Source organism: Acaryochloris thomasi RCC1774 (genome assembly GCF_003231495.1).
GTDB lineage: Bacteria > Cyanobacteriota > Cyanobacteriia > Thermosynechococcales > Thermosynechococcaceae > RCC1774.
In genome coordinates, this window is sequence record NZ_PQWO01000004.1 from 125,318 (window position 1) to 146,800 (window position 21,483).

Annotated in this window: 25 protein-coding genes and 2 pseudogenes; 15 read left to right on the top strand and 12 right to left on the bottom strand. The window is 49.4% G+C overall.

From position 1 onward, the window contains the following. Positions 1-34 precede the first annotated feature (34 nt). On the bottom strand, positions 35-349 hold the full coding sequence (locus C1752_RS08245) for a DUF2499 domain-containing protein (protein WP_110985588.1): 315 nt from the start codon (positions 347-349) through the stop codon (positions 35-37). A 59-nt stretch (positions 350-408) separates the two neighbouring features. Here C1752_RS08245 and csaB point away from each other — a divergent pair, with 59 nt between their 5' ends. Further along, positions 409-1,452 (top strand): polysaccharide pyruvyl transferase CsaB, encoded by a 1,044-nt coding sequence (gene csaB / locus C1752_RS08250; RefSeq protein ID WP_233501461.1) that lies wholly within the window; start codon positions 409-411, stop codon positions 1,450-1,452. A gap of 56 nt (positions 1,453-1,508) precedes the next feature. Here csaB and C1752_RS08255 read toward each other — a convergent pair whose 3' ends face one another. After that, positions 1,509-1,883, bottom strand: coding sequence for a VanZ family protein (locus tag C1752_RS08255; RefSeq protein ID WP_110985589.1), 375 nt, complete (start codon positions 1,881-1,883; stop codon positions 1,509-1,511). A 285-nt stretch (positions 1,884-2,168) separates the two neighbouring features. Between C1752_RS08255 and C1752_RS29670 the strand changes: the two genes are divergently transcribed. Further along, positions 2,169-2,360, top strand: a complete 192-nt coding sequence (locus tag C1752_RS29670) for a carbonic anhydrase family protein (protein ID WP_146242302.1) — start codon at positions 2,169-2,171, stop codon at positions 2,358-2,360. A 70-nt stretch (positions 2,361-2,430) separates the two neighbouring features. Beyond that, positions 2,431-2,598, top strand: a pseudogene (locus C1752_RS29675) (carbonic anhydrase family protein); the annotation flags it as partial. A 3-nt stretch (positions 2,599-2,601) separates the two neighbouring features. On the opposite strand, the gene C1752_RS08265 reads toward C1752_RS29675, so the two are convergent. Continuing rightward, entirely contained in the window at positions 2,602-3,171 is a 570-nt protein-coding gene (locus C1752_RS08265) for a TetR/AcrR family transcriptional regulator (RefSeq protein ID WP_110985591.1), read from the bottom strand. 103 nt (positions 3,172-3,274) lie between these two features. Here C1752_RS08265 and C1752_RS08270 point away from each other — a divergent pair, with 103 nt between their 5' ends. Both C1752_RS08270 and C1752_RS08275 read left to right on the top strand, forming a co-directional pair. Continuing rightward, positions 3,275-3,895 (top strand): glutathione S-transferase family protein, encoded by a 621-nt coding sequence (locus tag C1752_RS08270; RefSeq protein ID WP_110985592.1) that lies wholly within the window; start codon positions 3,275-3,277, stop codon positions 3,893-3,895. Between the two features lie 33 nt (positions 3,896-3,928). Further along, positions 3,929-4,621, top strand: a complete 693-nt coding sequence (locus tag C1752_RS08275) for a cupin domain-containing protein (protein ID WP_110985593.1) — start codon at positions 3,929-3,931, stop codon at positions 4,619-4,621. Here C1752_RS08275 and C1752_RS28045 read toward each other — a convergent pair. Then, positions 4,577-4,804, bottom strand: a complete 228-nt coding sequence (locus C1752_RS28045; protein WP_146242303.1) for a hypothetical protein — start codon at positions 4,802-4,804, stop codon at positions 4,577-4,579. The genes C1752_RS08275 and C1752_RS28045 overlap by 45 nt on opposite strands. Positions 4,805-4,858: 54 nt before the next feature. On the opposite strand from C1752_RS28045, the gene C1752_RS08280 reads away from it, so the two are divergent. Both C1752_RS08280 and C1752_RS08285 read left to right on the top strand, forming a co-directional pair. After that, positions 4,859-6,556 carry a hypothetical protein gene (locus C1752_RS08280; RefSeq protein WP_158535042.1) on the top strand — a complete coding sequence of 566 codons (1,698 nt, stop codon included), beginning with the start codon at positions 4,859-4,861 and terminating at the stop codon, positions 6,554-6,556. A 148-nt stretch (positions 6,557-6,704) separates the two neighbouring features. Further along, on the top strand, positions 6,705-8,540 hold the full coding sequence (locus C1752_RS08285) for a tetratricopeptide repeat protein (RefSeq protein WP_110985595.1): 1,836 nt from the start codon (positions 6,705-6,707) through the stop codon (positions 8,538-8,540). Position 8,541: 1 nt separating this feature from the next. Here C1752_RS08285 and C1752_RS08290 read toward each other — a convergent pair whose 3' ends face one another. From C1752_RS08290 to C1752_RS08300, 3 genes are all read right to left on the bottom strand, one after another. Next, positions 8,542-9,309: an SDR family oxidoreductase gene (locus tag C1752_RS08290; RefSeq protein WP_110985596.1), complete on the bottom strand. Its 768-nt coding sequence runs from the start codon at positions 9,307-9,309 to the stop codon at positions 8,542-8,544. Positions 9,310-9,343: 34 nt separating this feature from the next. Further along, entirely contained in the window at positions 9,344-9,883 is a 540-nt protein-coding gene (locus C1752_RS08295) for a sll1618 family protein (RefSeq protein ID WP_110985597.1), read from the bottom strand. Positions 9,884-10,008: 125 nt separating this feature from the next. After that, the gene (locus C1752_RS08300) at positions 10,009-10,977 is read right to left on the bottom strand and encodes an integron integrase (protein WP_110985598.1); all 969 of its coding nucleotides are present in this window, start codon (positions 10,975-10,977) and stop codon (positions 10,009-10,011) included. 312 nt (positions 10,978-11,289) lie between these two features. Between C1752_RS08300 and C1752_RS08305 the strand changes: the two genes are divergently transcribed. The 3 genes from C1752_RS08305 (at position 11,290) to C1752_RS08315 (ending at position 12,719) form a co-directional block, all read left to right on the top strand. Beyond that, entirely contained in the window at positions 11,290-11,583 is a 294-nt protein-coding gene (locus C1752_RS08305; RefSeq protein WP_110985599.1) for a hypothetical protein, read from the top strand. Positions 11,584-12,092: 509 nt separating this feature from the next. Continuing rightward, positions 12,093-12,452, top strand: coding sequence for a DUF6883 domain-containing protein (locus tag C1752_RS30235; RefSeq protein ID WP_110985825.1), 360 nt, complete (start codon positions 12,093-12,095; stop codon positions 12,450-12,452). Between the two features lie 18 nt (positions 12,453-12,470). Next, positions 12,471-12,719, top strand: coding sequence for a DUF4926 domain-containing protein (locus C1752_RS08315; protein WP_110985600.1), 249 nt, complete (start codon positions 12,471-12,473; stop codon positions 12,717-12,719). 257 nt (positions 12,720-12,976) lie between these two features. Here C1752_RS08315 and C1752_RS08320 read toward each other — a convergent pair whose 3' ends face one another. Next, a complete protein-coding gene (locus C1752_RS08320) occupies positions 12,977-14,440 on the bottom strand; it encodes a cellulose synthase family protein (protein WP_110985601.1) in 1,464 nt (487 codons plus the stop codon). Positions 14,441-14,820: 380 nt separating this feature from the next. Between C1752_RS08320 and C1752_RS08325 the strand changes: the two are divergent. Continuing rightward, positions 14,821-14,979: pseudogene (locus tag C1752_RS08325) on the top strand (ATP-binding protein); the annotation flags it as partial. A gap of 111 nt (positions 14,980-15,090) precedes the next feature. On the opposite strand, the gene C1752_RS08330 reads toward C1752_RS08325, so the two are convergent. After that, positions 15,091-15,567 carry a GNAT family N-acetyltransferase gene (locus C1752_RS08330; RefSeq protein WP_110985602.1) on the bottom strand — a complete coding sequence of 159 codons (477 nt, stop codon included), beginning with the start codon at positions 15,565-15,567 and terminating at the stop codon, positions 15,091-15,093. Positions 15,568-15,691: 124 nt separating this feature from the next. Here C1752_RS08330 and C1752_RS08335 point away from each other — a divergent pair, with 124 nt between their 5' ends. After that, the gene (locus C1752_RS08335; protein WP_110985603.1) at positions 15,692-16,210 is read left to right on the top strand and encodes a MarR family winged helix-turn-helix transcriptional regulator; all 519 of its coding nucleotides are present in this window, start codon (positions 15,692-15,694) and stop codon (positions 16,208-16,210) included. A gap of 254 nt (positions 16,211-16,464) precedes the next feature. After that, the gene (locus C1752_RS29680) at positions 16,465-16,596 is read left to right on the top strand and encodes a hypothetical protein (RefSeq protein WP_274704505.1); all 132 of its coding nucleotides are present in this window, start codon (positions 16,465-16,467) and stop codon (positions 16,594-16,596) included. Here C1752_RS29680 and C1752_RS08345 read toward each other — a convergent pair. Together C1752_RS08345 and dinB are read right to left on the bottom strand one after the other, a co-directional pair. Further along, entirely contained in the window at positions 16,583-17,002 is a 420-nt protein-coding gene (locus C1752_RS08345) for a hypothetical protein (RefSeq protein ID WP_110985605.1), read from the bottom strand. The genes C1752_RS29680 and C1752_RS08345 overlap by 14 nt on opposite strands. A gap of 145 nt (positions 17,003-17,147) precedes the next feature. Beyond that, complete coding sequence (dinB, locus tag C1752_RS08350; RefSeq protein WP_110985606.1) at positions 17,148-18,218, bottom strand: DNA polymerase IV; 1,071 nt, start codon at positions 18,216-18,218, stop codon at positions 17,148-17,150. A gap of 81 nt (positions 18,219-18,299) precedes the next feature. Between dinB and C1752_RS08355 the strand changes: the two genes are divergently transcribed. Next, entirely contained in the window at positions 18,300-19,709 is a 1,410-nt protein-coding gene (locus tag C1752_RS08355; protein ID WP_110985607.1) for a cryptochrome/photolyase family protein, read from the top strand. 96 nt (positions 19,710-19,805) lie between these two features. Then, on the top strand, positions 19,806-20,798 hold the full coding sequence (locus C1752_RS08360) for a M23 family metallopeptidase (RefSeq protein ID WP_110985608.1): 993 nt from the start codon (positions 19,806-19,808) through the stop codon (positions 20,796-20,798). 131 nt (positions 20,799-20,929) lie between these two features. Here C1752_RS08360 and C1752_RS08365 read toward each other — a convergent pair whose 3' ends face one another. Then, positions 20,930-21,466, bottom strand: coding sequence for a GNAT family N-acetyltransferase (locus C1752_RS08365; protein ID WP_110985609.1), 537 nt, complete (start codon positions 21,464-21,466; stop codon positions 20,930-20,932). Positions 21,467-21,483: the final 17 nt, after the last annotated feature.

The window sequence follows — 21,483 nt, forward strand, 5'->3', positions numbered from 1 at the left end:
TCAAGACTCGATAAATATCAGAAGATCAGGGAAATTAGGCTGTACCTTCCTGCGCCGCTTTATGCTGACGCCAGATCCACCAGGCGGCAAGCCAAACGGTGGTGTTACCCACAACGGTCATGAACGCTTGAAGCGTTACCATCCATTCGAGCTGGGGAGGGTTGTCGAAAAAGTGCCAGGTGATTGCGCACATGGCACTTATAAGCAAAGGCAGCATTGCTAAGGAGAGCCACCGCCAGCTTTTGTTTTGGGTGACGTCGCCGTAGGTCCAGATCAGCCAAATTGCAACGAGCCACTCAACCACGCTTGATATGTGGATAATCCAGGTTGGAATTGAGAGCGCGTGCATGGCAAGGTCCGTGTGAGTCTAGGATAATCTTACAGAACTGTGGTGGTAGGAGTGACGGTGTGCAGAAGATCCAGGCGGTTTTATGTGGCTACTATGGCTTTGGGAATGGCGGAGATGAGGCGTTGCTGGCGGCGCTGCTGCAGATGCTGCCGGAGCATGTGACGCCGCTGGTGTTGTCCAGTGACCCAGCCGCAACAGAGAAGCTGCACGGCGTTGAGAGTTGCGATCGCAACCACTTTTCCACCGTCTTTTCTGCCCTGCGGTCCTCTCAAGCCTTCATCTGGGGCGGCGGTAGCTTAATCCAAGACGCCACCAGCGCTTTAAGTCCGGTTTACTATACAGGACTCATGTTTCTGGCTCAAAGGCTCGGACTTAAAACAATTGCTTGGGCGCAGGGGATTGGTCCCCTTAACTATCGTCGCAATCGCTGGCTAGCAAAGCAAACCTTTAAGGGCTGTGCAGGGGTTAGCGTTCGCGATCGCAACTCCACTCAATTCATCCAAGATTGGAAGCTGCAGGCCAGCCAAGCCCCTGACCCCGTTTGGGCGCTGGACGCCACCTCTGTTTATCGGCGGGTCGAACTCCCCAACCCTCGCATTGCCGTGTCGCTGCGTGCTCACCCCCTGTTGACACCGCAGCGACTGCAGCACCTAAGCGAAGCGTTAGTGCTGTTCCAGAATCAAACTCAAGCCTCGATTCTGCTGCTGCCCTTTCAGCCCCGCCAAGATCTAGACATCGCCCAAGCGCTGCAGAAACAGCTCCAAGGGCCGAGTCAGGTGCTGCAGCTCAGCGATCCGCGTCAGCTCAAAGGCGTTTTTCAGACCGTAGATATGACCATTGCCATGCGCCTCCATGCTTTGATTATGGCTGCGGCAGAAGGCTGTCGCTGCGTGGGTTTGAGCTATGACCCCAAGGTAATGCAGCTCATGACAGATATCGACTGTCCCGGCTGGGAACTTGAAGATTTGCCCACTCAACCGCAGACGATTAGTCAAGTTTGGGTTGAGCACTATCGTCAGGGACAGGGGCTGACCGAAGCCAGCAGGAATGGACGATGCAGCCAAGCTTTAGAACATCAAAAGATTTTAGAGCAGGTGCTTTAGCGCTCTGCCACTGCAGTCAGCTACGTGACACCGCCTGAATTTCATCATGAAGACGGCTATCGCAGTCGTGATAAGTGACGTTCGGCTAGCCAATACCCCAACCCCACACCCAAAAAGCTCATGACCAGATCGAGGCCATCGAAGCTGCGATTAGGTGAAAAAGCCTGCAGTCCCTCCTCAACGAGTGTAAAGCTCCCAAAGGCAATCACCCAGAGCGGCAGACGGAACCGTCCAATCCGTTGCCAGCGCAGCACCCGATGCCCCAGGTAGGTGGCAATGCCGTAAATAATCAAATGTCCAGGCTTATCGTAGTTGGGAATAATCGCGAGCTGTGGCGGTAGGTTGCCGGTGTAGGCCACCACTAATAGGACGCTAAAAGCTACTGCATACAGGAGTCCAAGAGCGATCCAACATCCTTTTTGCTCTTTCATAATCTGTGATCGATGCCTTGTTTATCTCAGCGTGCCCTCATTGCCTGACGTAGGCCCCAGGTCATCCGTTAAAGACTGAAACCGTGTTGAGAGACTGTCAACACGTATAACTTTGATGAAATGCAAAAGCTATACAGAAAGAAAACACATCGCATACCTGCACTTGGGGCATTCTATAAGTAGACATATTTGTCTTTTCATCTATCTGGGGAACACCACAGCTATGCTCTGACATTGGTTCTGTCAGGGCATTTTTTTTATTCACAATAGAGAACTCTACTTATCTTGGCTAGAGAAGCTGAACCCGGCAGTATGCTGACGCTGAGCGATAAAACCTTTGAACTTCAGCCGTTTCATTTCCACACTCCCAGTGAGCATACGGTAGAAGATGAGACTTTCCCGATGGTGGTTTATTTGGTTCACCAGAGCGCTGAGGGGAGGCTGGCTGTGCTGGGGGTGTTCTTGAAAGAGGGCTAAGTCAATGGGGATTTACAGCCGATTTGGGATGCAATGCCCGCTCGAAAGCAGCTAGAAATATTGCTACTTCGGGTCTCTTACCACGCCGCCCTGTTCAGAAGTTGTACAGTGGGTGGTTTTTCAAGAAGCGCTAGAAATTTCCCAAGCTCAGATTGACCCATTCAAGCAAAGCTTTCCGCTCAAGGCTCGGCCGGTGCAGCCTTTAAACCGGCAATTCTTACTGGAAGAGGTGCCCTAAACGCTAGCGTCCTTGCTCTCGCGCATGAGAGATACCGCCATAGGGCTGCAGCAAGTGCTCCACAGCCTGATCAAAATAGACGATATCTTTCATGCAGACCGCCATCATCATCGCTCCCTGCAGCCCCGCCACTAACGTTGCAGCCTGACTCTGACGCTCTGCAAGCGCCACTTTGGCAGGCAGCACCTCAGCAACCCAGTCCATATTTCCTTGCAAGAACCGCTGTACAGCCTTAACCACAGGCTCCGGTAAACCACCGCTTTCGACCCCTAACATACCGCAAAGACAGAGGGTATCGTTGGCGACTAATGAGGCTCGATAAAGGCCGCAGAACTCCTGTAAACAGAGGGCCGCAGAGTCTTGAGACACGCGAGCTAATGCCGCCTCAAACTGCTCTGTATAGCGATGGACAAGGGCAACGCCCAGATCCTCTTTTTGGCGAAAGTAGTAATGCACGCTAGAGCTTTTAATGCCCAAATCCTCCGCTAAATCCCGGAAGCTGACGGCATGATAGCCAGAGGTGCGGATGCGCTGCTCTGCAGCGTCTAACAGGCGGTTGATCGTATCGGCCATTCATTCACTGTGACATTGCCCCTCTCTGAGTATAAATAGCCTTGACAAAGATTGATGGGATCGGTCATTGTCTATCTATCGATAGATAGAGAGTGCTTCTAGTATGAAAGTCTATGAATTCAACGGTCTCCCAAATCCGGCACGGGTCCGCATTGCCCTTGCTGAGAAGGGTTTGACGGAAAAGGTCGAGTTTATTTCTGTCGATGTGCCCAATGGTGAGCATCGGCAGCCCGAGTTTTTAGCAAAGAATCCCTTGGGGGCCGTCCCTGTTCTAGAGCTAGAGGACGGCACCACGATTTCTGAATGCACAGCGATCACAGAGTATCTTGACCACATTACGGGCGAGATCACTTTGACCGGACGCACTCCCAAAGAGCGGGCCACGATTCACATGATGCAGCGTCGTGCTGAGTCCGGGTTGCTGGATGCGGGTACCACCTATTTCCACCATGCAACGCCGGGGCTGGGTCCCGATCTAGAGACCTATCAGTGTGCAGAGTGGGGTCAGCATCAGCGGCAAAAGGCTGTCTCAGGGATGCATTATTTCAATGAGGTGCTGGCGAAGCAGGACTATCTTGCCGGTGAGCAGTTCTCGATGGCTGATATCACAGCCTTTGCGGGACTGGCCTTTGCAGACTTTGCCAAAATCGATATCCCGGTGGAGTGTGGTCATTTGCAGGCATGGCGTGAGCGTGTCAGTCAGCGCCCCAGCATCTCAGGTTAAATCTAATTCAGCGACATCGAACAGGAGAGCAGTATGGATTTGAATGCAGATTTTAGTCAGCGCGCAGCAGTCCATGCTGCTCAACTCGATTGGCTTCCTTCGCCGATGCCGGGGGTAGAGCGCCGGATGCTAGATCGTGTTGGTGATGAAGTCGCCCGCGCTACCTCGATTGTTCGGTACGCACCCCAGAGTTCTTTCTCACCCCACGTCCACACTGGAGGGGAAGAGTTCTTGGTGCTCGACGGCGTGTTTCAGGATGAGCATGGTGATTTCCCTGCCGGTAGCTATATCCGCAACCCACCAGAGTCGAAGCACAAGCCTGGGTCTGACCTTGGCTGCACGATTTTTGTGAAGCTGTGGCAGTTTGATCTTAAGGACCGTACCCATGTACGCGTCGATGCTCGCACAAGAACGCAGTCCGAGGTGTCCGACCGGCCTGGTGTTAAGACCACGCCATTGTTCCATGATGGCCGTGAAGCAGTCCGGCTAGAGTCTTGGAAGCCGGGTGTCACTCTCAACTATCAGCCGGAGGGCGGGCTAGAAGTTCTAGTCTTAGAGGGCGAATTCACGGAGGGCAATGAAACCTTTACAGAGCAGTCTTGGCTGCGCTTACCTATTGATGCAAAGCTGTCTGCTCAAGCGGGGCCGGTCGGCTGTCGCTGTTGGGTGAAAGAGGGCCATCTACGGCATCTCGATCTGGATGTTTTGACGCGCTTGAGGGCTTAGGGGCTGCTTGCTGTGCGGCTCAAAGCTGCCTGCAAACATGAATTCTTCAAATTCTTGCTTTCGACATCGTTGCCGCTCTCCCACATACGAAGTTTCGACACTTTCTTGAATAGGGGCGCTGTTGCGGGTTTTGAAAGGTGAGATCGCTTCTAGCCCTAGCGTTTCATTTTTTGAAACTGCCACGGGTTAAGCTGCACAGCCACTTATGCTATGGACAGCTTCATCTCAAGTCAGTTCATGCCCCCAAAAATTCCTTTCATGGCTAAGCGACAGATTCAACAACAGCTTAGAGCTTCTGCACTCTCATTAGGCTGCCTGTTGGCGACTGCTTCAGCATCTAGCTTTGCAAATACCGCAAGCACTTCTAACCTGACTGGATTTCAAGCAGAACGTCTGGCACAAACAGCTGATGAACGGCCTCCAGAGATTTCAATCGAAACGAAGCGGGAGATACTGCGGCAGGCAAGTGCGATCGCAAGTAATATGAACCCCTCCCAAGCGCAGCGGACCGCGTGGATCGAGATTGCGATTGCCTACGGCGATATAGGAGAGGTAGAAAGCGCCAGACAGCTACTGCAAAAAGTGCCTAGGGGTTTAGAGCCAGCGGACCATTCTTTTTTTATTCACCACTATGTCGATAGGATTAGCGAACTAGCGCCAGCCTATGCCGCGATTGGCGACGTAGAAACAGCAACCGCGTTGATAGCAGATGCGATCGCAATCATCTCGGATTCTCAAGCGATTAGAACGACATTAGGTCGCTCAGTTCACGACTCGTTTATAGATGCCCTGCGAGGCGAAGCGACCGGAGAGCTGGCTAAAGCCTATGGCAGCATGAAGCAGGCTTCCGTCGCTCAAGCGGGACTCTCCACCCTGACAGACCTTGCTAAAGACAACATCAGAAATGAGTATCAAAGATCTTCAGCGCTCAGTAAGATTGTCTCTGCCTATGGTCAGCTCAATGAACCGGCGATCGCGAGTGAAGGCATCGATCAGATCAGTGAGTTAGCAAAGAAGACAGACGCAACCTGGTTGCAGTCTAATATTGCAAAAGCCTACTTTCAAATCGGCAATCAAGGGGCCGCCTACCCTTGGCTAAAAGCCGTTACGCTTTCCGATAGCAGCGTTTACTTAGAGGATGCAGTCAAGCTCTACGGCCAGATGAATAATAAGCAGTTGGCTGAACAACAACTGCTGGCTTTACTCCCCAAAGCAGAAAAGATAGAACGACCATCCGACAAAGTAAGGGGATTGAGCGAAGTTGCGATCGCATTTCACACCCTGGGTAACCGGGACAAAGCACAACAGGTCGTGAATCTCATCTCATTAACCGCTTCAACCGAGCTAAATCCAGCAGAGTTTATCCTGACACTGCCTCACCTGGCTAATCTATATCAGCAGCTAGAATTACCCTTAAAACAACAGGAAACGATCGATCGACTGTACACAGAATTTGTAGAAACTGAACATCCGACTCAAAAAGTATTTCTCTTCATGTTGCTATGCAGGCTTTACCCACAGGTAGACAACGAAGCTGCACCCAAGTACCAAAATGCTCTGCTGGACTACGCTAGACGTGCCTTGACCAGCGCAGACCAAGCAGAATTTCTTGGACTAGTCGCGGCTGCGGTTAGCCAGCGTGGAGAAACAGAAGTAGCCCTACAGATCACAGATGAAATTAGCCAAATTATTATGACTTACCCAGCAGAGGGGAATGGGGGGCTGGGTAGTGGCTGGGGTTTCCCGATGATGGCAAAAGTCTACACTGATATAGAAGACACTCAACTCGCCCAGCAAAAGCTTCAACAACTCACGGCACTAGCCCAAGAGACCTTTGGAAAACCGAACGGTGACATCCAAGACTTTATTATCAGTGCGTATCTGAAGCTCATCTCAGAAGATGACAAAACGGAACTGCACCCGGGCCTATTTTAAGAACAAGACCGTCGCGGCTTCAATTTCTGAAACCGTCAAGAGCCTGTGGTACAGAGATTTATGCACTACACAGCAGATTTAGATCCGGCTAAACGCAGGGCATTGCATTACCTCATTTACTTTCTAGCGCAGATATTTAGTGCATCCTATGAGTATTTCTTTAAGCAACGCTTTTTTTGCTTCAACGCCCCCCAAAATTGCTTTAGGAAGGCTGCCTAAGCTGGTATCGGCCTGTGTCTCTGCACTGTTAATTACCGCACCGCAGTTGCCAGTGCGATCGCAAACGCCTCTCCCGTCTCTCATCACCCAAGCAAATCCGCAGCCATCAAAAAGCCTCTCGCCAGCCGCAACAGCAGAGCGAATCAAGAGACTAGATGCTGCTGTTTTAACCGTTGATAACGGCAGTAACGAAAAACCTGAAAATTCGATTGGCACACTGCGTAGACTCGCTGATGCCTACAGTGAGTTGGGGGAGCAGGCGCGAGCAATAGAGCTACTAGAGCGATCAGAGCTGATTGCGAGTGAAAACTCTGCTGCCCTCTATAGCTATCCACGCACCGTTGCTCGTATTGCCTCCTACTACAGTGGTATTGGTGAAGTCGCAACCGCTCAAAGGTTATTAGAACAAGCCGTTGAGCTAAGCCTGACATCCCCCAATGAGCGCTTGAGACCCTACGCCATCGGCGATATCGCCAAAGCCTATAGCCTGATAGACGATCCTGATATAACTCAATCAGGACTTGCCACCCTCCTTGAGCTGGTGACAGATGCCGACAGCCCACTCTGGAAAACAAGAACTCCATTCGCCCCGACACAGCTTATCGACGCCTACCGTCAGCTAGACAATGCCGCAGAAGCAAACAAAGGGCTTTCAAAGCTTCTAGAGATAAAGCAACAGCAAGCAACCGCTATAGCTCATGGAACGCCTGAGAGCTTAAGCATTGCCACCCTCGGCCAATTTGCAACTGCCTATGGTCAACAGGGCAACACAGAGTCTGCTGAAAAGCTACTAGATCAAGCAGTGGAGCTTGTGCAAAACAGCGAGGAAAACGGCAGGAGATTTTACGATATCGGCAAAATTGCTGCTGCCTATGGCGATTTAGATGATGTGGCTACCGCTGAACAGGCACTTGCAGACCTGACAAAGCTGTCTCAATCAACAACACTTCCCTTTGAAAGAGAAAAACGGGCTGAAGCAGACGAGCTTCGCGTTTCTTTCGCAAGAATCGAATACGACTTAGCTGCTTTGTTGCCGGTTGCGATCGCATATAGCAAGCTTGGCAACCGCTCAAAGGCGCAAGAAGTTCTGACACCTCTCACAGAAAGATTTTCAGCATTTGAGGAAGCCGGTATATTAGCTGGCGGACTTATATACATAGAACCCCTCGCTCGAACCTATAAAGAAATTGGTGACATTCAAGGTCAGCAAGCGATCCTTAAGCAGGTATTCGCTGCAGTACCAGCACTACAGAAGAGTGCGTCTAAAGGATTGAACATTGCTGATGTGACACCTGGTTATTTAGGCATTGGGACGCTTGTAACCGGCTATCTCGAAACAGAAGAAGATGAGATCGTTCAAGCACGGCTCCAAATACTAGAAGATTTCTTCAAGCAGATCCGATTTAGTGAAGGCGGCTTTTCAGGTCAGCTCACCGGGCTTGCCTCTGCTGCTATCACCAGAGGAGATGAAGCGACCGCACATCGTCTGATGACCGAAGCTATGCAGCTTTTAGGCACACCAGAAGATCAGCTCATTCCAGACGATTCGCGCTTTAGTGTGGTTCGTGTCGGCGGAGAAAACTTTGAACAAGTTCAGCATAGTAAGGTACTCCGCAACATGGCTCGAAACTACGGCAGCATAAAAGATGAGCAAATGCGGCAAGCAGGACTTGAAGCAACTCAGCAATTAGCTGCCAAGCTCCTTAAACCCGAATTGAGATCTGAGATAGACGATGTGATTGTCCGAGCCTACGCTGGCATTTAATCTAAAGCCCAGGGGTCGTTTGACTAAAGAGGGTCGAGAACTGCGTGGTGACTGTCTCTGTAGATGCTTCCTCTGGTTTTGAGATTAAGTCAAAGGCTTTATTACGCGCCAGCGGATCCAACAATGCTTGAACCACAACCTCTGCGACATCTGTCCGAGGGATAGAGGTGGGAATGCCTTCTGGTGGATGTGCCAACAGAGCATCGTCTTTGCCTACCAACAGCTCTCGAACACCACCGGGCTGATCAAGTAGCCCACCTGCTCGGATGATGGTGTAATCGATACCCGAATCAATTAAATATTGTTCTGCCTTACGCTTCCAGACCAGAATATTGCCGTTGCCCATTTTGTTGAGGGGGTGCTGTTCGTTCGTGCCCCCCATCGACCCAACTAGGACAATATGCTCTACTCCTGCGGCCTTGGCTGCATCAATCTGGTTGAGCTGTCCTTGATAGTCAATGTCCTCAGGGAATTGTCCGGGCGGATAGTCAAATTCAGGGCGCTGTCCTGGCTCGGGCGGTGCTTTCATGACGGGAGCCGCGCTCGTGAGGATAACAAGGGCACTGCAGCCAGTCAGAGCCTCATCTAAAGTCTCTTTTTCTAAAATGGACCCGAGCGTAAACCCATTTAGATCGTCGAATATCTCTTTCGCTTTCGCTTCCGAGCGGGCCAATCCGAGGGCTTCAAACTGCTCCGTTCGCTGCCGTAGCTTTTTTAAAACTAGGGAGCCAGTTCTTCCTGTGGCACCTGTCACTAATACCTTCTTCACGGTTCTCTCCCATTACAGCAGGGCAATTGTAGCTCTACGCTTGCAGAGCTGGGAAGGTCTCACTCATCGCAGCCTGCATGGCTTGCTTTTGTTCGGCGTCGTAGCCCCACCGCTGCAGGAATTCAGTGTAGGTTCCGGTGTCGGTGGTGAGGCTTTGCCAAAGCTGCTGGGCCTCTTGCTCGACAGCAGGGAGCTTCACCTGATGAATAACGGCTGCTGTGCGCTCACGGGTAAGCTGCGACTGTTGAACCATGTCTGGGTTGTCTTGACGGCTATGGGTCAAGGTCATAGCGGTGGACATCACAAGATTTTTGACAAGCAATCCTGCTACGGTGTCTGGGGCTGTGCGGAGGGCAGTTGCGATCGCATCCTTCTTCTCTTCATCCAGCTCAAACTCATTGGTCAAAAAGGTGACAAAAAAGCCTCGCGCCCCGTTCATCGTGGCGACTAGGTCTGCGACGTGAGACTCAACTTTAGAGGATGCTAGCTGATCGATATTGGTGAAGAGCGTTTGAGTCAATGCGATCGCATCTTGAAAGCTGACCTCTGAAGGTACTTGAAAATCTGTCGGCATTAGAGCAGACCTCACATGGGGGACTCTTTTCTTTATACCGCCCTCACCAAGCCACGGCAAAGCAGGGAGCTAGATCATCAATTGTGAGCGGCGATAGCTATGGACTATTACGCTGCTCACATCGCTCAAACATCAAGAGGACTGCGGACACCCAATACACCTTGATTGAGAACATGGGTGTATACCATAGTCGTTTTGAGATCTTTATGTCCCAAGAGTTCTTGCAGCGTCCGAATATCGTAGCCATTCTCTAATAAATGGGTGGCGAAGCTATGACGCAGGGTGTGACAACCTACTTTCTTGTTAATGCCTACTTTTTGAGCGGCTCTCTTGACTGCTTTTCGGATGACGCTCTGATCTAAATGGTGCCGCCTTGTTTTACCGCTGCGAGGATCGATGGACCGTTTAGTAGAGGGAAAAACGTATTGCCAAATCCATTCTCGATTGGCCTCTGGGTATTTGCGTTCGAGAGCATTGGGCAGGTATACCTCTCCATAGCCTTGAGCCAAGTCATCTTGATGAATTTGTTTGACTTGAGTGAAATGAGCTTGCAAGAGTGGAGTAAGTGTTTGGGGGAGAACGGTCACTCTGTCACGTTTGCCCTTAGTTTCTCGAACTGTAATTTGTGAATGCCCGAAATCGAGGTCTTTAACTCTCAATCGTAAGCCTTCAGTCAACCGCATTCCTGACCCGTAGAGGAGTTTAGCAAACAGTTGCTGAATGCCGGACATGCCTTGCAGTAAGCGTTTTACCTCACCAGTTGTAAGGACTGTTGGTAGATGTTGTGATTGTTTGGCGCGAACGGCATCAATAGAGTCACCTAGAGGTTGCTTAAGAACGTATCGATAGAGGAACAGCAAAGCGCTGAGAGCCTGATTTTGGGTCGACGCAGCGACATCTTGGTGAACCGCTAAATGGGTTAGAAAGGCTTCTACTTCTGGTTCTGACATCTCTTGCGGGTGACGCTTATTGTGAAACAGAATAAATCGTCGAATCCATTGAACATAGCTTTCCTCGGTTCGATAAGCATAGTGCTTGGTACGCATGACATCACGCACTTGATCAAGCAGCTTTTTCGGTTTAGTCGCTTGCATCTGACATGCCCAATAAAACCCTAGATTGTCATATATGGCGGAAAATTGCCTTCTAAATTTCTGTGAAGCAGCCAAGAAAACATCCCTAATTCCTTTTATGCAAAGACATTAGCCGATTAGGATAAGATTCTTATATCAGGCTAGTTGCTCAATATATCTTTCAAGCTAAAAGTGTTACCCTGCCTTTAGCTAAGACTTTCAACGCGGTTTATTCTTTCTTCTTAGGAGGCAATTTGCCTCCTAAGCATAGTTAGCCTATCTTTGTAAATGGGCATACTACTGTGATGTACTGTCATTTCTTTATTTGAAACTATGGCTTACGCTCATGAAATAAAGTTTTTCATCAAAGATAAAGATTTATACGCTGCTCTATTTGATAATCCGCCCTTTTTTGCTAATGAGTTTTGGATTAAAAATGTGAAAGCACAGGAGCTGGGAATATCTGAATTACCTCAAAATGTAAAACTTGAGCAAAAGTATAAAGTGGAAGACCTAGGAATCAAGCCATTTCACACAACTAAACCTGAATTTGAATTCATGGATGCGTTGGCTGAAACTGCCTGGAAAAAGGGTGTTAAACTGGCCATTGGCTCTTTTCTCCCTTGAGTGGATACGAAGCGATTGCCTCTAGCCAATAAAGTTTGTAGGCTCTGTGTTTTTGTCTAACAATGGTATGCAAATGGACGCTCGAAACACGCTACTTGTCAACGCTTTAAAATAATTCTCGCGCCCCTGATACCAAGACGTTAGAAATACGTATCTACTCACAATCTAGTACAGCGATAAAACTGCCAATGCCGCTTGAACTACATAACTACGTTTGGAGTGGAGAATGGTTGATTCAGATTGAGAGTCAGCCCAGTCATATTGATGGTGTACTAGATACCGTTCAAAATGTACGAAAAAGTTCCAATCTAGATTGGGAAGATATTTATTCAGCCTATTATGAGTGTGAAGAAGACGGCACCATTACTTTCTACGAAGGCGAAAGTTCAGAGGCGGGGAATCCAGGGGTATGGACTTATGTCGTGTACGACTGTCCTGAAGGAAAGGAGGAGGTTTTATCCAATCCCAACATTGATGTTCTAGCTGCCTTATTAAAAGTTGAGCGTGGCATTCAAGACAGGAAAAACAGCAGAGCAGATCTACTACCACACGCAGAAAATGCGGTGGTCGATATTCGCAAGCTACGTGACTATTGCCTTAATCCAGAGCATGATGCTGGAAAGCATAAGGCTCGTTTGTTTTTCTCAATTTTAGGGATGACTGCTGAACACGCTGATGAATTGCAAGCGATTCTGCTCAAAATTGTTAAGACAGGTGACGTTTGCTTAGGAAGGCAAGATCAATTTGGGCAACGCTACACACTAGATTTTGTTCTTGAATGGCACAATAGAAGTGCGACTCTTCGGAGTGGATGGATGCTCGAAAATGGTTCAACAGTCCCGAGATTAACAACCTGTTATCCATTGTAGTTAGTGGAGGTAAGAACAATGACAGCAAATTCTATCAAGTTACTAGATGTTGTAGCATTGACAGTCGATTTACCAGATTACAACTTGTGGTGTGGGCAAGTTGGTACCGTGGTTGAGACGTTGGCTACTGAGACTGCATTTGAAGTTGAGTTTAGCGATCGTGACGGACGAACATTTGAGTCTATTGGATTACGATCAGAGCAAATAATGGTGTTGCATTTTGAGCCAGCATCGCCAGACTTAAAGCCTGCAATGGTAGCAACATAAACCAGCGCAACAACCGTATTGCAACGAAGAGTATCAAAAACCTGATAAGGGTTCGGTGTTGTGATTAATTGTCTCAGTCGTAAAAGCTTTTCCGTCTATTTGTTTTTCTAACAAGCCCATGCAAGGGACGCTCCGCAATAAGTGGCTGCTGGGTACTTTAGATCCTGTTCGCGCCCCTGGTGGCTGAGCAGTTGGCCCATTGCTATTATCGCTAGGTATTAAGAAAGCTGATAGATACCAGGCCACAACCTATCTATTTACCGGCGCTGCGAAATACTGAGGGCTAGAACATAGACATAGCCACTCCAAAACAGCGCCAAAAACGGAATTGATAGAAAATGCTGGTTGTTGAGGGCCACCCCAATCGTAATTGTTAGATAAACAGCCATAAACAGCTCAAGATATGGAAGCAGATTTCTTGCGGCCCGGTATTTCTTGGTTTTCCAGCTTTCTTGGCGACTGACAACCCCGTGCTTTGGAGTGCGGATAAAATCAACACCACCCCCAAACAAACCTGCACAGACTGCTAGAGACTGATTAATACTTAGCCCAATCCCCACACTCATGAGCAGAACGATGTTGTGAACTAGCTTCCACAGCGGTAGCTTAAGAGGTTGCTCACGCGTAGAAACGAAGTAGAAGCACAAAACACTCAACGTCGTGATCAAAAATAGAGGCAGATGAATGAATACTCCATGCTGCCAAGGTGCCTGCGTTAGGTAGATCTGATAGGGCAGAGACAGCAGTAGCAACGCCATCAACAGCAAATAGTTAAAGTTATTCGTTAAATGCAGAAACGCCTCCCCTTTGACGCTGAGCGGTGCATTGGATTTGAGAATCGGCAGCAACAGCTTCTTCATTACCTGACTGGCCCCTTTTGCCCACCGAAACTGCTGAGCTTTGAAGGAATTCATCTCCATCGGTAGTTCCGCCGGTACGATCATCTCCGGTAAATAAATGCACCTCCAGCCCTTAAGCTGCGCTCGATAGGATAGATCTAAATCCTCTGTCACCGTGTTGTGCTGCCATCCACCGGCATCGGCAATGGCCTCAGTCCTCCAGATACCAGCGGTGCCGTTGAAATTGAAAAAGCATCCCGAACGGTTGCGAGCCGTTTGCTCGGTCACGAAATGCCCATCCAGCATCAGGGACTGCACTTCAGTCAATCTAGAATAGTGACGATTGATGTGTCCCCATCGGGCCTGCACCATCCCCAACTGAGGATCTGAAAAGTAATGCACCATTTTGAGCAGCGTGTCAGGTGCCGGGACAAAATCAGCGTCAAAAATCATCACCAGCTCCCCAGATGCTGACTGGAGGCCATGTTCTAATGCACCCGCTTTGAAGCCCGTCCGATTGTGGCGATGAATGTAGTGAATATTTAGATCTCGTGTTTGCAGCTCTTCGACCTTGGAGCGGCACAGGGTTTGCGTTTCGTCCAGAGAGTCATCGAGAACCTGAATTTCTAGTTTTTCCCGAGGGTAATGAATGTGGGCAATGGCTTCTAGCAGGCGGTCAACGACATTGATTTCATTAAAGATGGGTAATTGAATCGTGACCGACGGCAGTTCCCAATCAGAATAGTAAGACTGAGGCTGAGGAACATTGTCTCTATATTTATAGAAGCGCCAAACAATCGAGACTTTGTGGAGGCTGTATAGCCCGATAATGATTAAAAGACCCAGATAGATTTTATAGATATTTTCTGATAGCGCGCTCATTAAGTAAGGTCCTGTAAGGTGATTGATCGGTCCGATCTATAGGGCACGAAGCGCTGCGACAGTGGCCGAAACACATTACTGTTCGTTGGTGAACCTCACGAGCGATACCTCTGACTTCTTCTTGTCTAGGGAAAAGATCCACAATCTATCCAAAACCTGACTCAATCTACCGCATTTTTAGTTCTTTGAACGGCTTTCATTCGTCATCTGTCCCATTACTCAAAGTTGAGGTCGTCAAGGACTCTCTTTCCGTGACTCAACAAGACCTCATTTTGTTGCCAAGAGATGCAGCCAATTTCTGATGTCAGAGTCCTGACTTCCTGGTTGACTGAAAAAAGTTGAAGCTGGCGAATAAAATTCGCGCCTATAAGAACGAAGTCAATCATCCCTTCTCCAAGTGGGACAGCATTTTCAGTGATTCAATGGTGACAGTGGCTGCGGTAGATTGCCTTGTCCATCATGCCCTCATTACTGAAATCAAGGCTGAGAGTTATAGAAAGCAGGCGACTGCAAACTGCGCTAAAACCAAGTCATCGTAATGCTACTGGAACCCCAAATCCAATCTAAATGCTACCAAACAGAAAGAATTCAAGAGAATCCTCGCAGGTAATTTCGGCTACGGAATATCTAGCAGTGGTGACTAGGACTGACTATGCTGGGCAATTCAGTGCCTTTCGAAAAATAATCTTATCGTCTCCAGCCTTGTAATAGTCACGAATCCTTGCTTCTTCGTCATATCCGTTTTTACGGTAAAAAGAGCGTGTCTGCTCAAAGCTATCTACGCCTGAAGTTTCCACTAACAGCAATCGTTCGCCGCGTTCTTTTAAGACTTCTTCCACATGACGAATGAGTGCAGTGCCACGTCCTTTACCTTGCTCACTCGGGAGGATGCCGATGAAGTACAGATTCCATACGCCTTCAGAAAATGGCTCCGGTGCGTAGTAGGCAGCTCCGACAAGTCCATTTTCGTCATCGGTGATCCAAAAATTTTCACTTTCTCCTTGACTACCGAGATGCTCGCTCATCATCTCACCAAATCCATCAAGCTCTTGCGGCGAGAATAGCCCGGTCGCTTCGGCTATTGCCAGAAGGCTTACCTTGTCTTCAGTTATTGCATTTCGAATCATAGCAAAGCTTTCATGCTGAATTTATTTATATGCGCCAAGCATATACAAGGCGTTCATGTGCGTCAAGCATATAATATTCTTCTGAATCTCAATTTCCCAATACAACGCATCTCTTCATAGAACTATGACTAAGGAAAAAATTGAGAACGTCTTTGGGGCGTTATCCCTCGCTTTGGCAGACGATCTTCTTCAAGTAACACAGAATCATGTCCCTTCGTCATCACCTGCCGCTGCGATATCACTTGTTGGTCACATGCCAGGGATGAGTATCAATCAACTATGTGGAGCGCTAAGACTATCTCACTCCGGAGCTGTTCGACTCGTTGACAGGCTTGTTCGACATGACCTTCTCTGTCGGGGACAGTCCGCAACGGATGGTCGTACAATCTCCCTTACCCTGACACAGGCAGGAAAAGTCAAATGTCAACAGATTCTCTCGTCTCGTCAAAACTTGCTTGCCTGTGCGCTTGATAGTCTAAATCCTTCTGAGCGAGAAACATTGGGTCGTCTTGCTGAAAAGATGCTGCGCAACATCCTGAAAGGAGAAGAACATGCCTACAAGATTTGTCGGCTTTGTGATCCTTTTATCTGCACTGATTGCCCTGTAGAGAATGAGATCATGGAGCGCGAAACAACTGTCTAAATCCACGCTGGCAGCGGAGGTGCGATCGCATCTGTCCCAAGGACCGTTACAGATACTCGACTACTTGATCAAGGGGCAAGACTCAGACCCATGCTCAAGACGCTGGGGACGCTCAGCAAACGCGGTCTGATTGCCCTTTAGCAGAGGCCCAAAATTATATTGGGACGCTACTGGAGCTGTGTCAGGCGATGGGGTGAGAGCCACCCATTTTTGAATTTGAGGCGCAGGAATCTGGGTTCTCTTGTCTCTGTAGGTTGGGCTACGAGGGGCATGAGGTGGAGGGGTTTGCGATCGCAACCCAAAAAAAGCAAGCCAAGCAACAAGCCGCAATGAAAGTCCTGAGCGCGCTGGAAGTTGATGATGTTTCTGCCGTTAGGGGCAAATAAATTCACCCCAAACCGGATTTGCATCTTCCCCAGCCTCAATACACTTGAAGGGAAAGACTTCGCCGCTTTCTCGCTTACCGTAGACTTCAGACCAGTCTGATTGATTTAGGCCAAAGACAACCTCGCCAATGTGAGTACAGTTGTTCAGAATATTACTCGCTAGGCTGTTCATAAACACGGGTGAATTGAGTAGATTCTCGCCACCACCGCCGCTGATCAAGAACAGAAAGGAGTGCGTGAAAGCAACCGGACGACTCGTATCAAGATCGCGGTACAGACGAGAACCCGATTCCACTAGCTTGAGGCCCTGAATTGCCTGAACGCGATTACTTGACCCATCAATTTCAGTTTCACAAACGGAGGGTTCTTCATCCAAAGGCGCACCTGTTTGGGCAAGGCTAGGCATGCAAAATAGGATGCTCAGCAGTAGAGTTATCGGGAACCTTAGCATTGACTTCACTCCACAAATACAGCCTTCTTACTAGACTATCCGCCGTCTGTTAAATAGCCCGATTTCTTAGCAATATAGAAACACTTTTACCTTAAAGACGCTAAAGCTGCAAAGAAAGCTGTTGGGGGCCATTTTGAGCAGAACTGAGGTTAGAGACAGTCAGGCCCAGTAATCTGACGGATTGCTCCGGATCAAGATGGGTGCGCAGCAGTTCATGGGCTAGCTGCCGGATCGCCTCAATGTCGTCTAGTGGTTCGCTCAACGTTCGACTGCGGGTAATTTGTTGGTAGCTGGCGTATTTAATCTTCAGCGTCAAAGTTGTGCCGGAGCGCTGATTTTCCGCCAGCCGCTGCTGGAGAAGAGTTGCGATCGCATCCAACTCCCGCACCATCTGTTCTGGTTCGGTTAGGTCAGTCAGAAAACTCCGCTCCGCCCCAATCGATCGGCGAATCCGGTTCGGATTGACTGCTCGCTGATCGTCCGCTCTTGCAATCCGGTAATAGTAGTGCCCCACCTTACCGAACTGAGCCACAAGATTGGCCTCAGACCATCGCAGCAGATCTTGGCCAGACTGAATCCCCAGCTCGTGCATCTTGCCCGCCGTCACCTTGCCAATGCCGTGAAACTTTGCAATCGGGAGGTCGCTCACAAAAGCCTGCGCCTGATCGGGCGGAATCAAAGATAGGCCATCCGGCTTATCTAAATCAGAGGCCATCTTTGCCAGGAATTTATTAATTGAGACTCCAGCAGATGCCGTGAGCTGAGTCTGAGAATAAATACGCCGCTTGATCCGGTGGGCAATCTCTATCGCCGATCGGATCTCAAGCTTATTGGTGGTCACATCCAAATAGGCCTCGTCCAAAGAGACGGGTTCCACAAGGTCTGTATATTCTCTAAAAATGGCTCGGATTTGTCCTGAAACCTGACGGTAAACCTCGAATCTAGGACGGACAAACATTAAATCCTTGCATCGTAAAGCTGCCGTTCGAGAAGGCATCGCCGAGTGAATGCCGTAGCGCCTTGCCTCATAACTCGCGGCAGCAACTGCACCTCTTTGCTCCGGTCGTCCCCCCACGACAACCGGTTTGCCCCGCAGGGCTACATTGTCCCGTTGTTCAACGGAGGCGAAGAACGCATCCATATCGATGTGCAGGATTTTTCGGAGCGTCATTGCCGTCAACTAAGTACTTTTGTACTATGTATAAAATATCATGATTTTTGCGCTTCAGTAGTCGCTGTTTTGAGGTCCAGTATGGCCCCCACCGTTATTGTCTGGTTTCGACGTGATTTGCGCTTGAGCGATCATCCCGCGCTGGCACAGGCGGTGGCTGAGCAAGCCCAGATTGTGCCGCTGTTTATTTTTGATCCTTACTTGCTGCAGCATCCTGAAACAGGCTCGGGGCGCGTTCAGTTTTTGCTGGACTGCTTAGACAGTCTGCAAAAGAATCTGGACTATCTCGGTTCTACTTTGGTGCGACGGTATGGTGATCAGCGGCAGGTGCTTGCTCAAGTCGCAGCAGAGTTCAAGGCGGATGCCGTGTACTGGAATGATGACAGTGAACGACTGTGGCGCACCGAAACGGATTGTTCTGTCACAGATTCCTTAAAGAATCTGGGCGTTAGGGTGCAGGTGTTTCGATCTGAAGCGCTGTTGCCCGCTGGCGGGAAGCAGACCTATGCGCTGAAAACTTTTACACCCCAGTGGTATCAGTTCTTGAGTGAGCCAGTTGCGCCCAGACCCCAGATTTTGCCGCCTGTTGCGGTGAAAGGAATGGACGAGTTGCGATCGCTTCAGGATCTAGATTTACCCAAATCCGATCAACGCATTCCCACAGCGGGCGAACGGGAAGCCCATCGGTTGCTCTCTGAATTTATCCACCACAAAGCACCCGACTATCTCAAGAGCCTGAGCGTTGCCACACAGGCCAGTCAGAAAACCAGTCGGCTCAGCCCCCACCTCAAATTCGGGACGATGTCTGCCCGGACTATTTATCAACAGGTGCGGCAATATCGACCCGCCGCCACAAAATGGGAAAAGCGCAACCTAGACGGTTTTATTAGTCGGCTATTTTGGCGTGATCACTTTGCTCAAAAGCTACGCAACCTCCCCCGCTGTGAAACCGAGTCTTACCTAGAGGCATTCGATCAGGTGTCCTGGAGTCAGAATGAAGATCATTACCAAGCTTGGTGTGAGGGCAAAACGGGTTACCCGCTGGTGGATGCTGCCATGCGCTGCCTCAATGCAACCGGCTGGATTCCGTTTCGGCTCAGGGCCCTGTGCGCCACCTTTCTGTGCATCGATCTTTTTCTGCCTTGGCAGTGGGGCGCGAATCACTACATGAACAAACTTATTGATGCCGACGTCGCCATTGATCACTGGCAGTGGCAAAGTCATGCAGGCGTCAGCAATCGAGGACGGTCTTGGTTTCGAGTGTATAACCCCAATAAAGGCATCTCCAAGATTGATCCGCAGGGCAGCTTTATCCATCAGTGGGTGCCTGAATTAGCAGACATACCCGTGGCAGGATTCAGTACGCCCCAGCTATACGGCAGAGACTACTATCAGCCCCTTGTTGAGCATGACGAAGCTCGACGGCAGGCTTTGGCTGTTCTAGAGCCAATCAAACGTCAGCAAAAGCGAAAGAAGAAAAGCGCAGCATAGCTTTCGCTTTTGAGGTTAGAGATCTCGACTTCAGGTCACTGCCCCCTGCCGCTAGCATGAGAAAGAACAGAGACCTGTGAGCGGAGAGGCCCCATCATGCGTAGGAAGCTATTGCCTATTTTTCTGGGTTTGTTTCTGGCCCTCGGATGTGGCTTCATCACTCAAGCTGCGCCCAGCCTGAAATTGGGGCAGCCCATTGACTGTACTCTCGGCCAAAACTGCTTTGTTTTAATTTATCCCGATCGAGATCCGGGGCCAGACGCTGTTGATGTCGGCTGCGGCCGGATGACCTACGACGGCCATAAGGGGACAGACTTTGCCATTCCAGACGAAAGAATCATGGCTCAAGGTGTTGCCGTAAAAGCTGCAGCAGCGGGAACCGTACTCCGCATCCGCAATGATATTCCGGATCAGCGCATCAAAGACCCTGCTGATACATCTGCGGTTGAGGGCATGGAATGTGGCAACGGTGTGGTCATTGACCACGGCCAGGAGTGGGAGACTCAATATTGCCATTTACGTCAAGGCAGCGTAGCCGTCAAATCTGGAGACACCGTCGCGGAGGGAAGTGTTTTGGGCCTCGTGGGAACCTCTGGAGCGGCATCGTTCCCCCATGTTCATCTAAGCGTTCGCTACCAAGGTCAAGTGATTGATCCGTATGTGGGGCCAAATGCCGAATCGGGGTGTCAAACATCTAAGCAACCGCTCTGGAAGACTGACCTCCCCTATCAACCGACGGGATTGATCCGAGCGGGGTTTGCGCCTCAGCTCCCCGATCTCGATCAGCTATGGTCTGGAGCCTTTTCAGACTCTGCTCTCGCTGCAAATAGCCCTGCCGTTGTTTTTTGGGCGCACAGCTATGGCGTTCTCCAAGGTGATCGAGAACGTTTACAGTTGCTTGATCCAACAGGAAAGGTCGCCGCTGAGCTGGAGCGTCCGCTTTCTCAGGCTCAGCGGGTATGGGTCGCTTCTATCGGTAAAAAGAACACCTCAACGGCTCTTCTCTCAGGTGAATGGGTCGGTCAATACCAACTCTTCCGTGACAATCAACTCTTAATCGATATTGAGAAGACCATCCGTGTGGAATAAGAAACCTGCGTTCGGCGGCAGTCAAGACGGAGATATCCTTGCATGCAAAGTTGCTGGAGAATTGGGTGGTAACCATATTGAGCTTCCGACCTCGCAGCTAACGAGATGATGCAATTTTGATGCAATTGAGGTCATGTTTGGGAATGCTCAATTGCGTAAATCCTGACTGGAACCTGCCCTAGAAAAATGGAGTCTTTCTCATACGTCATGCCATTTTTCTCTGCTACCCGTATGGATGCGATATTCTCTACTTCAACAATCGAGATCATCCTCTCATAACCCAATGTTCCAAAACCATATTCTTTGACGGCTATGGCCGCTTCTGTTGCAATCCCACGCCCCCAGTAATTTGGATGCAGACGATAACCAATCTCGCCTTCATTTTGCTGATCAATGACCTGAAAATAGTAGCCACAATAACCAATGACTCTCTGCTCGTCTCTAGGAATAACAGCAAGTAACCCCGCATTTCTTGTTTCGTAGCTCTTTAAGCATCCATCAATAAATGCCCTTACTCTCTCGTGAGAATAAGGGCCACTCAACGAAAACCTCATCACGTCTGGATGACTCAGAACCTCAGCTATCTCGTCTAGATCTGTTTCACAGAATCTGCGGAGAATTAGTCGTTCTGTTTCGATGCTATTTATTGCTGTTGGGTCAGGTCCCATTGGGTTATAAACATGGA

Excerpts from the sequence above, each read along its gene's own strand:
- C1752_RS08285 (WP_110985595.1), top strand. The coding sequence starts at position 6,705 with ATGAGTATTTCTTTAAGCAACGCTTTTTTTGCTTCAACGCCCCCCAAA.
- C1752_RS08295 (WP_110985597.1), bottom strand. The coding sequence starts at position 9,883 with ATGCCGACAGATTTTCAAGTACCTTCAGAGGTCAGCTTTCAAGATGCG.
- C1752_RS08365 (WP_110985609.1), bottom strand. The coding sequence starts at position 21,466 with ATGGGACCTGACCCAACAGCAATAAATAGCATCGAAACAGAACGACTA.
- C1752_RS08320 (WP_110985601.1), bottom strand. The coding sequence starts at position 14,440 with ATGAGCGCGCTATCAGAAAATATCTATAAAATCTATCTGGGTCTTTTA.
- C1752_RS08270 (WP_110985592.1), top strand. The coding sequence starts at position 3,275 with ATGAAAGTCTATGAATTCAACGGTCTCCCAAATCCGGCACGGGTCCGC.
- C1752_RS08360 (WP_110985608.1), top strand. The coding sequence starts at position 19,806 with ATGCGTAGGAAGCTATTGCCTATTTTTCTGGGTTTGTTTCTGGCCCTC.
- C1752_RS08255 (WP_110985589.1), bottom strand. The coding sequence starts at position 1,883 with ATGAAAGAGCAAAAAGGATGTTGGATCGCTCTTGGACTCCTGTATGCA.
- C1752_RS08280 (WP_158535042.1), top strand. The coding sequence starts at position 4,859 with ATGCCCCCAAAAATTCCTTTCATGGCTAAGCGACAGATTCAACAACAG.
- C1752_RS08355 (WP_110985607.1), top strand. The coding sequence starts at position 18,300 with ATGGCCCCCACCGTTATTGTCTGGTTTCGACGTGATTTGCGCTTGAGC.
- C1752_RS08305 (WP_110985599.1), top strand. The coding sequence starts at position 11,290 with ATGGCTTACGCTCATGAAATAAAGTTTTTCATCAAAGATAAAGATTTA.
- C1752_RS08300 (WP_110985598.1), bottom strand. The coding sequence starts at position 10,977 with ATGCAAGCGACTAAACCGAAAAAGCTGCTTGATCAAGTGCGTGATGTC.
- dinB (WP_110985606.1), bottom strand. The coding sequence starts at position 18,218 with ATGACGCTCCGAAAAATCCTGCACATCGATATGGATGCGTTCTTCGCC.
- C1752_RS08265 (WP_110985591.1), bottom strand. The coding sequence starts at position 3,171 with ATGGCCGATACGATCAACCGCCTGTTAGACGCTGCAGAGCAGCGCATC.
- C1752_RS08330 (WP_110985602.1), bottom strand. The coding sequence starts at position 15,567 with ATGATTCGAAATGCAATAACTGAAGACAAGGTAAGCCTTCTGGCAATA.
- C1752_RS08335 (WP_110985603.1), top strand. The coding sequence starts at position 15,692 with ATGACTAAGGAAAAAATTGAGAACGTCTTTGGGGCGTTATCCCTCGCT.
- C1752_RS08275 (WP_110985593.1), top strand. The coding sequence starts at position 3,929 with ATGGATTTGAATGCAGATTTTAGTCAGCGCGCAGCAGTCCATGCTGCT.
- C1752_RS08245 (WP_110985588.1), bottom strand. The coding sequence starts at position 349 with ATGCACGCGCTCTCAATTCCAACCTGGATTATCCACATATCAAGCGTG.
- C1752_RS08345 (WP_110985605.1), bottom strand. The coding sequence starts at position 17,002 with ATGCCTAGCCTTGCCCAAACAGGTGCGCCTTTGGATGAAGAACCCTCC.
- C1752_RS08315 (WP_110985600.1), top strand. The coding sequence starts at position 12,471 with ATGACAGCAAATTCTATCAAGTTACTAGATGTTGTAGCATTGACAGTC.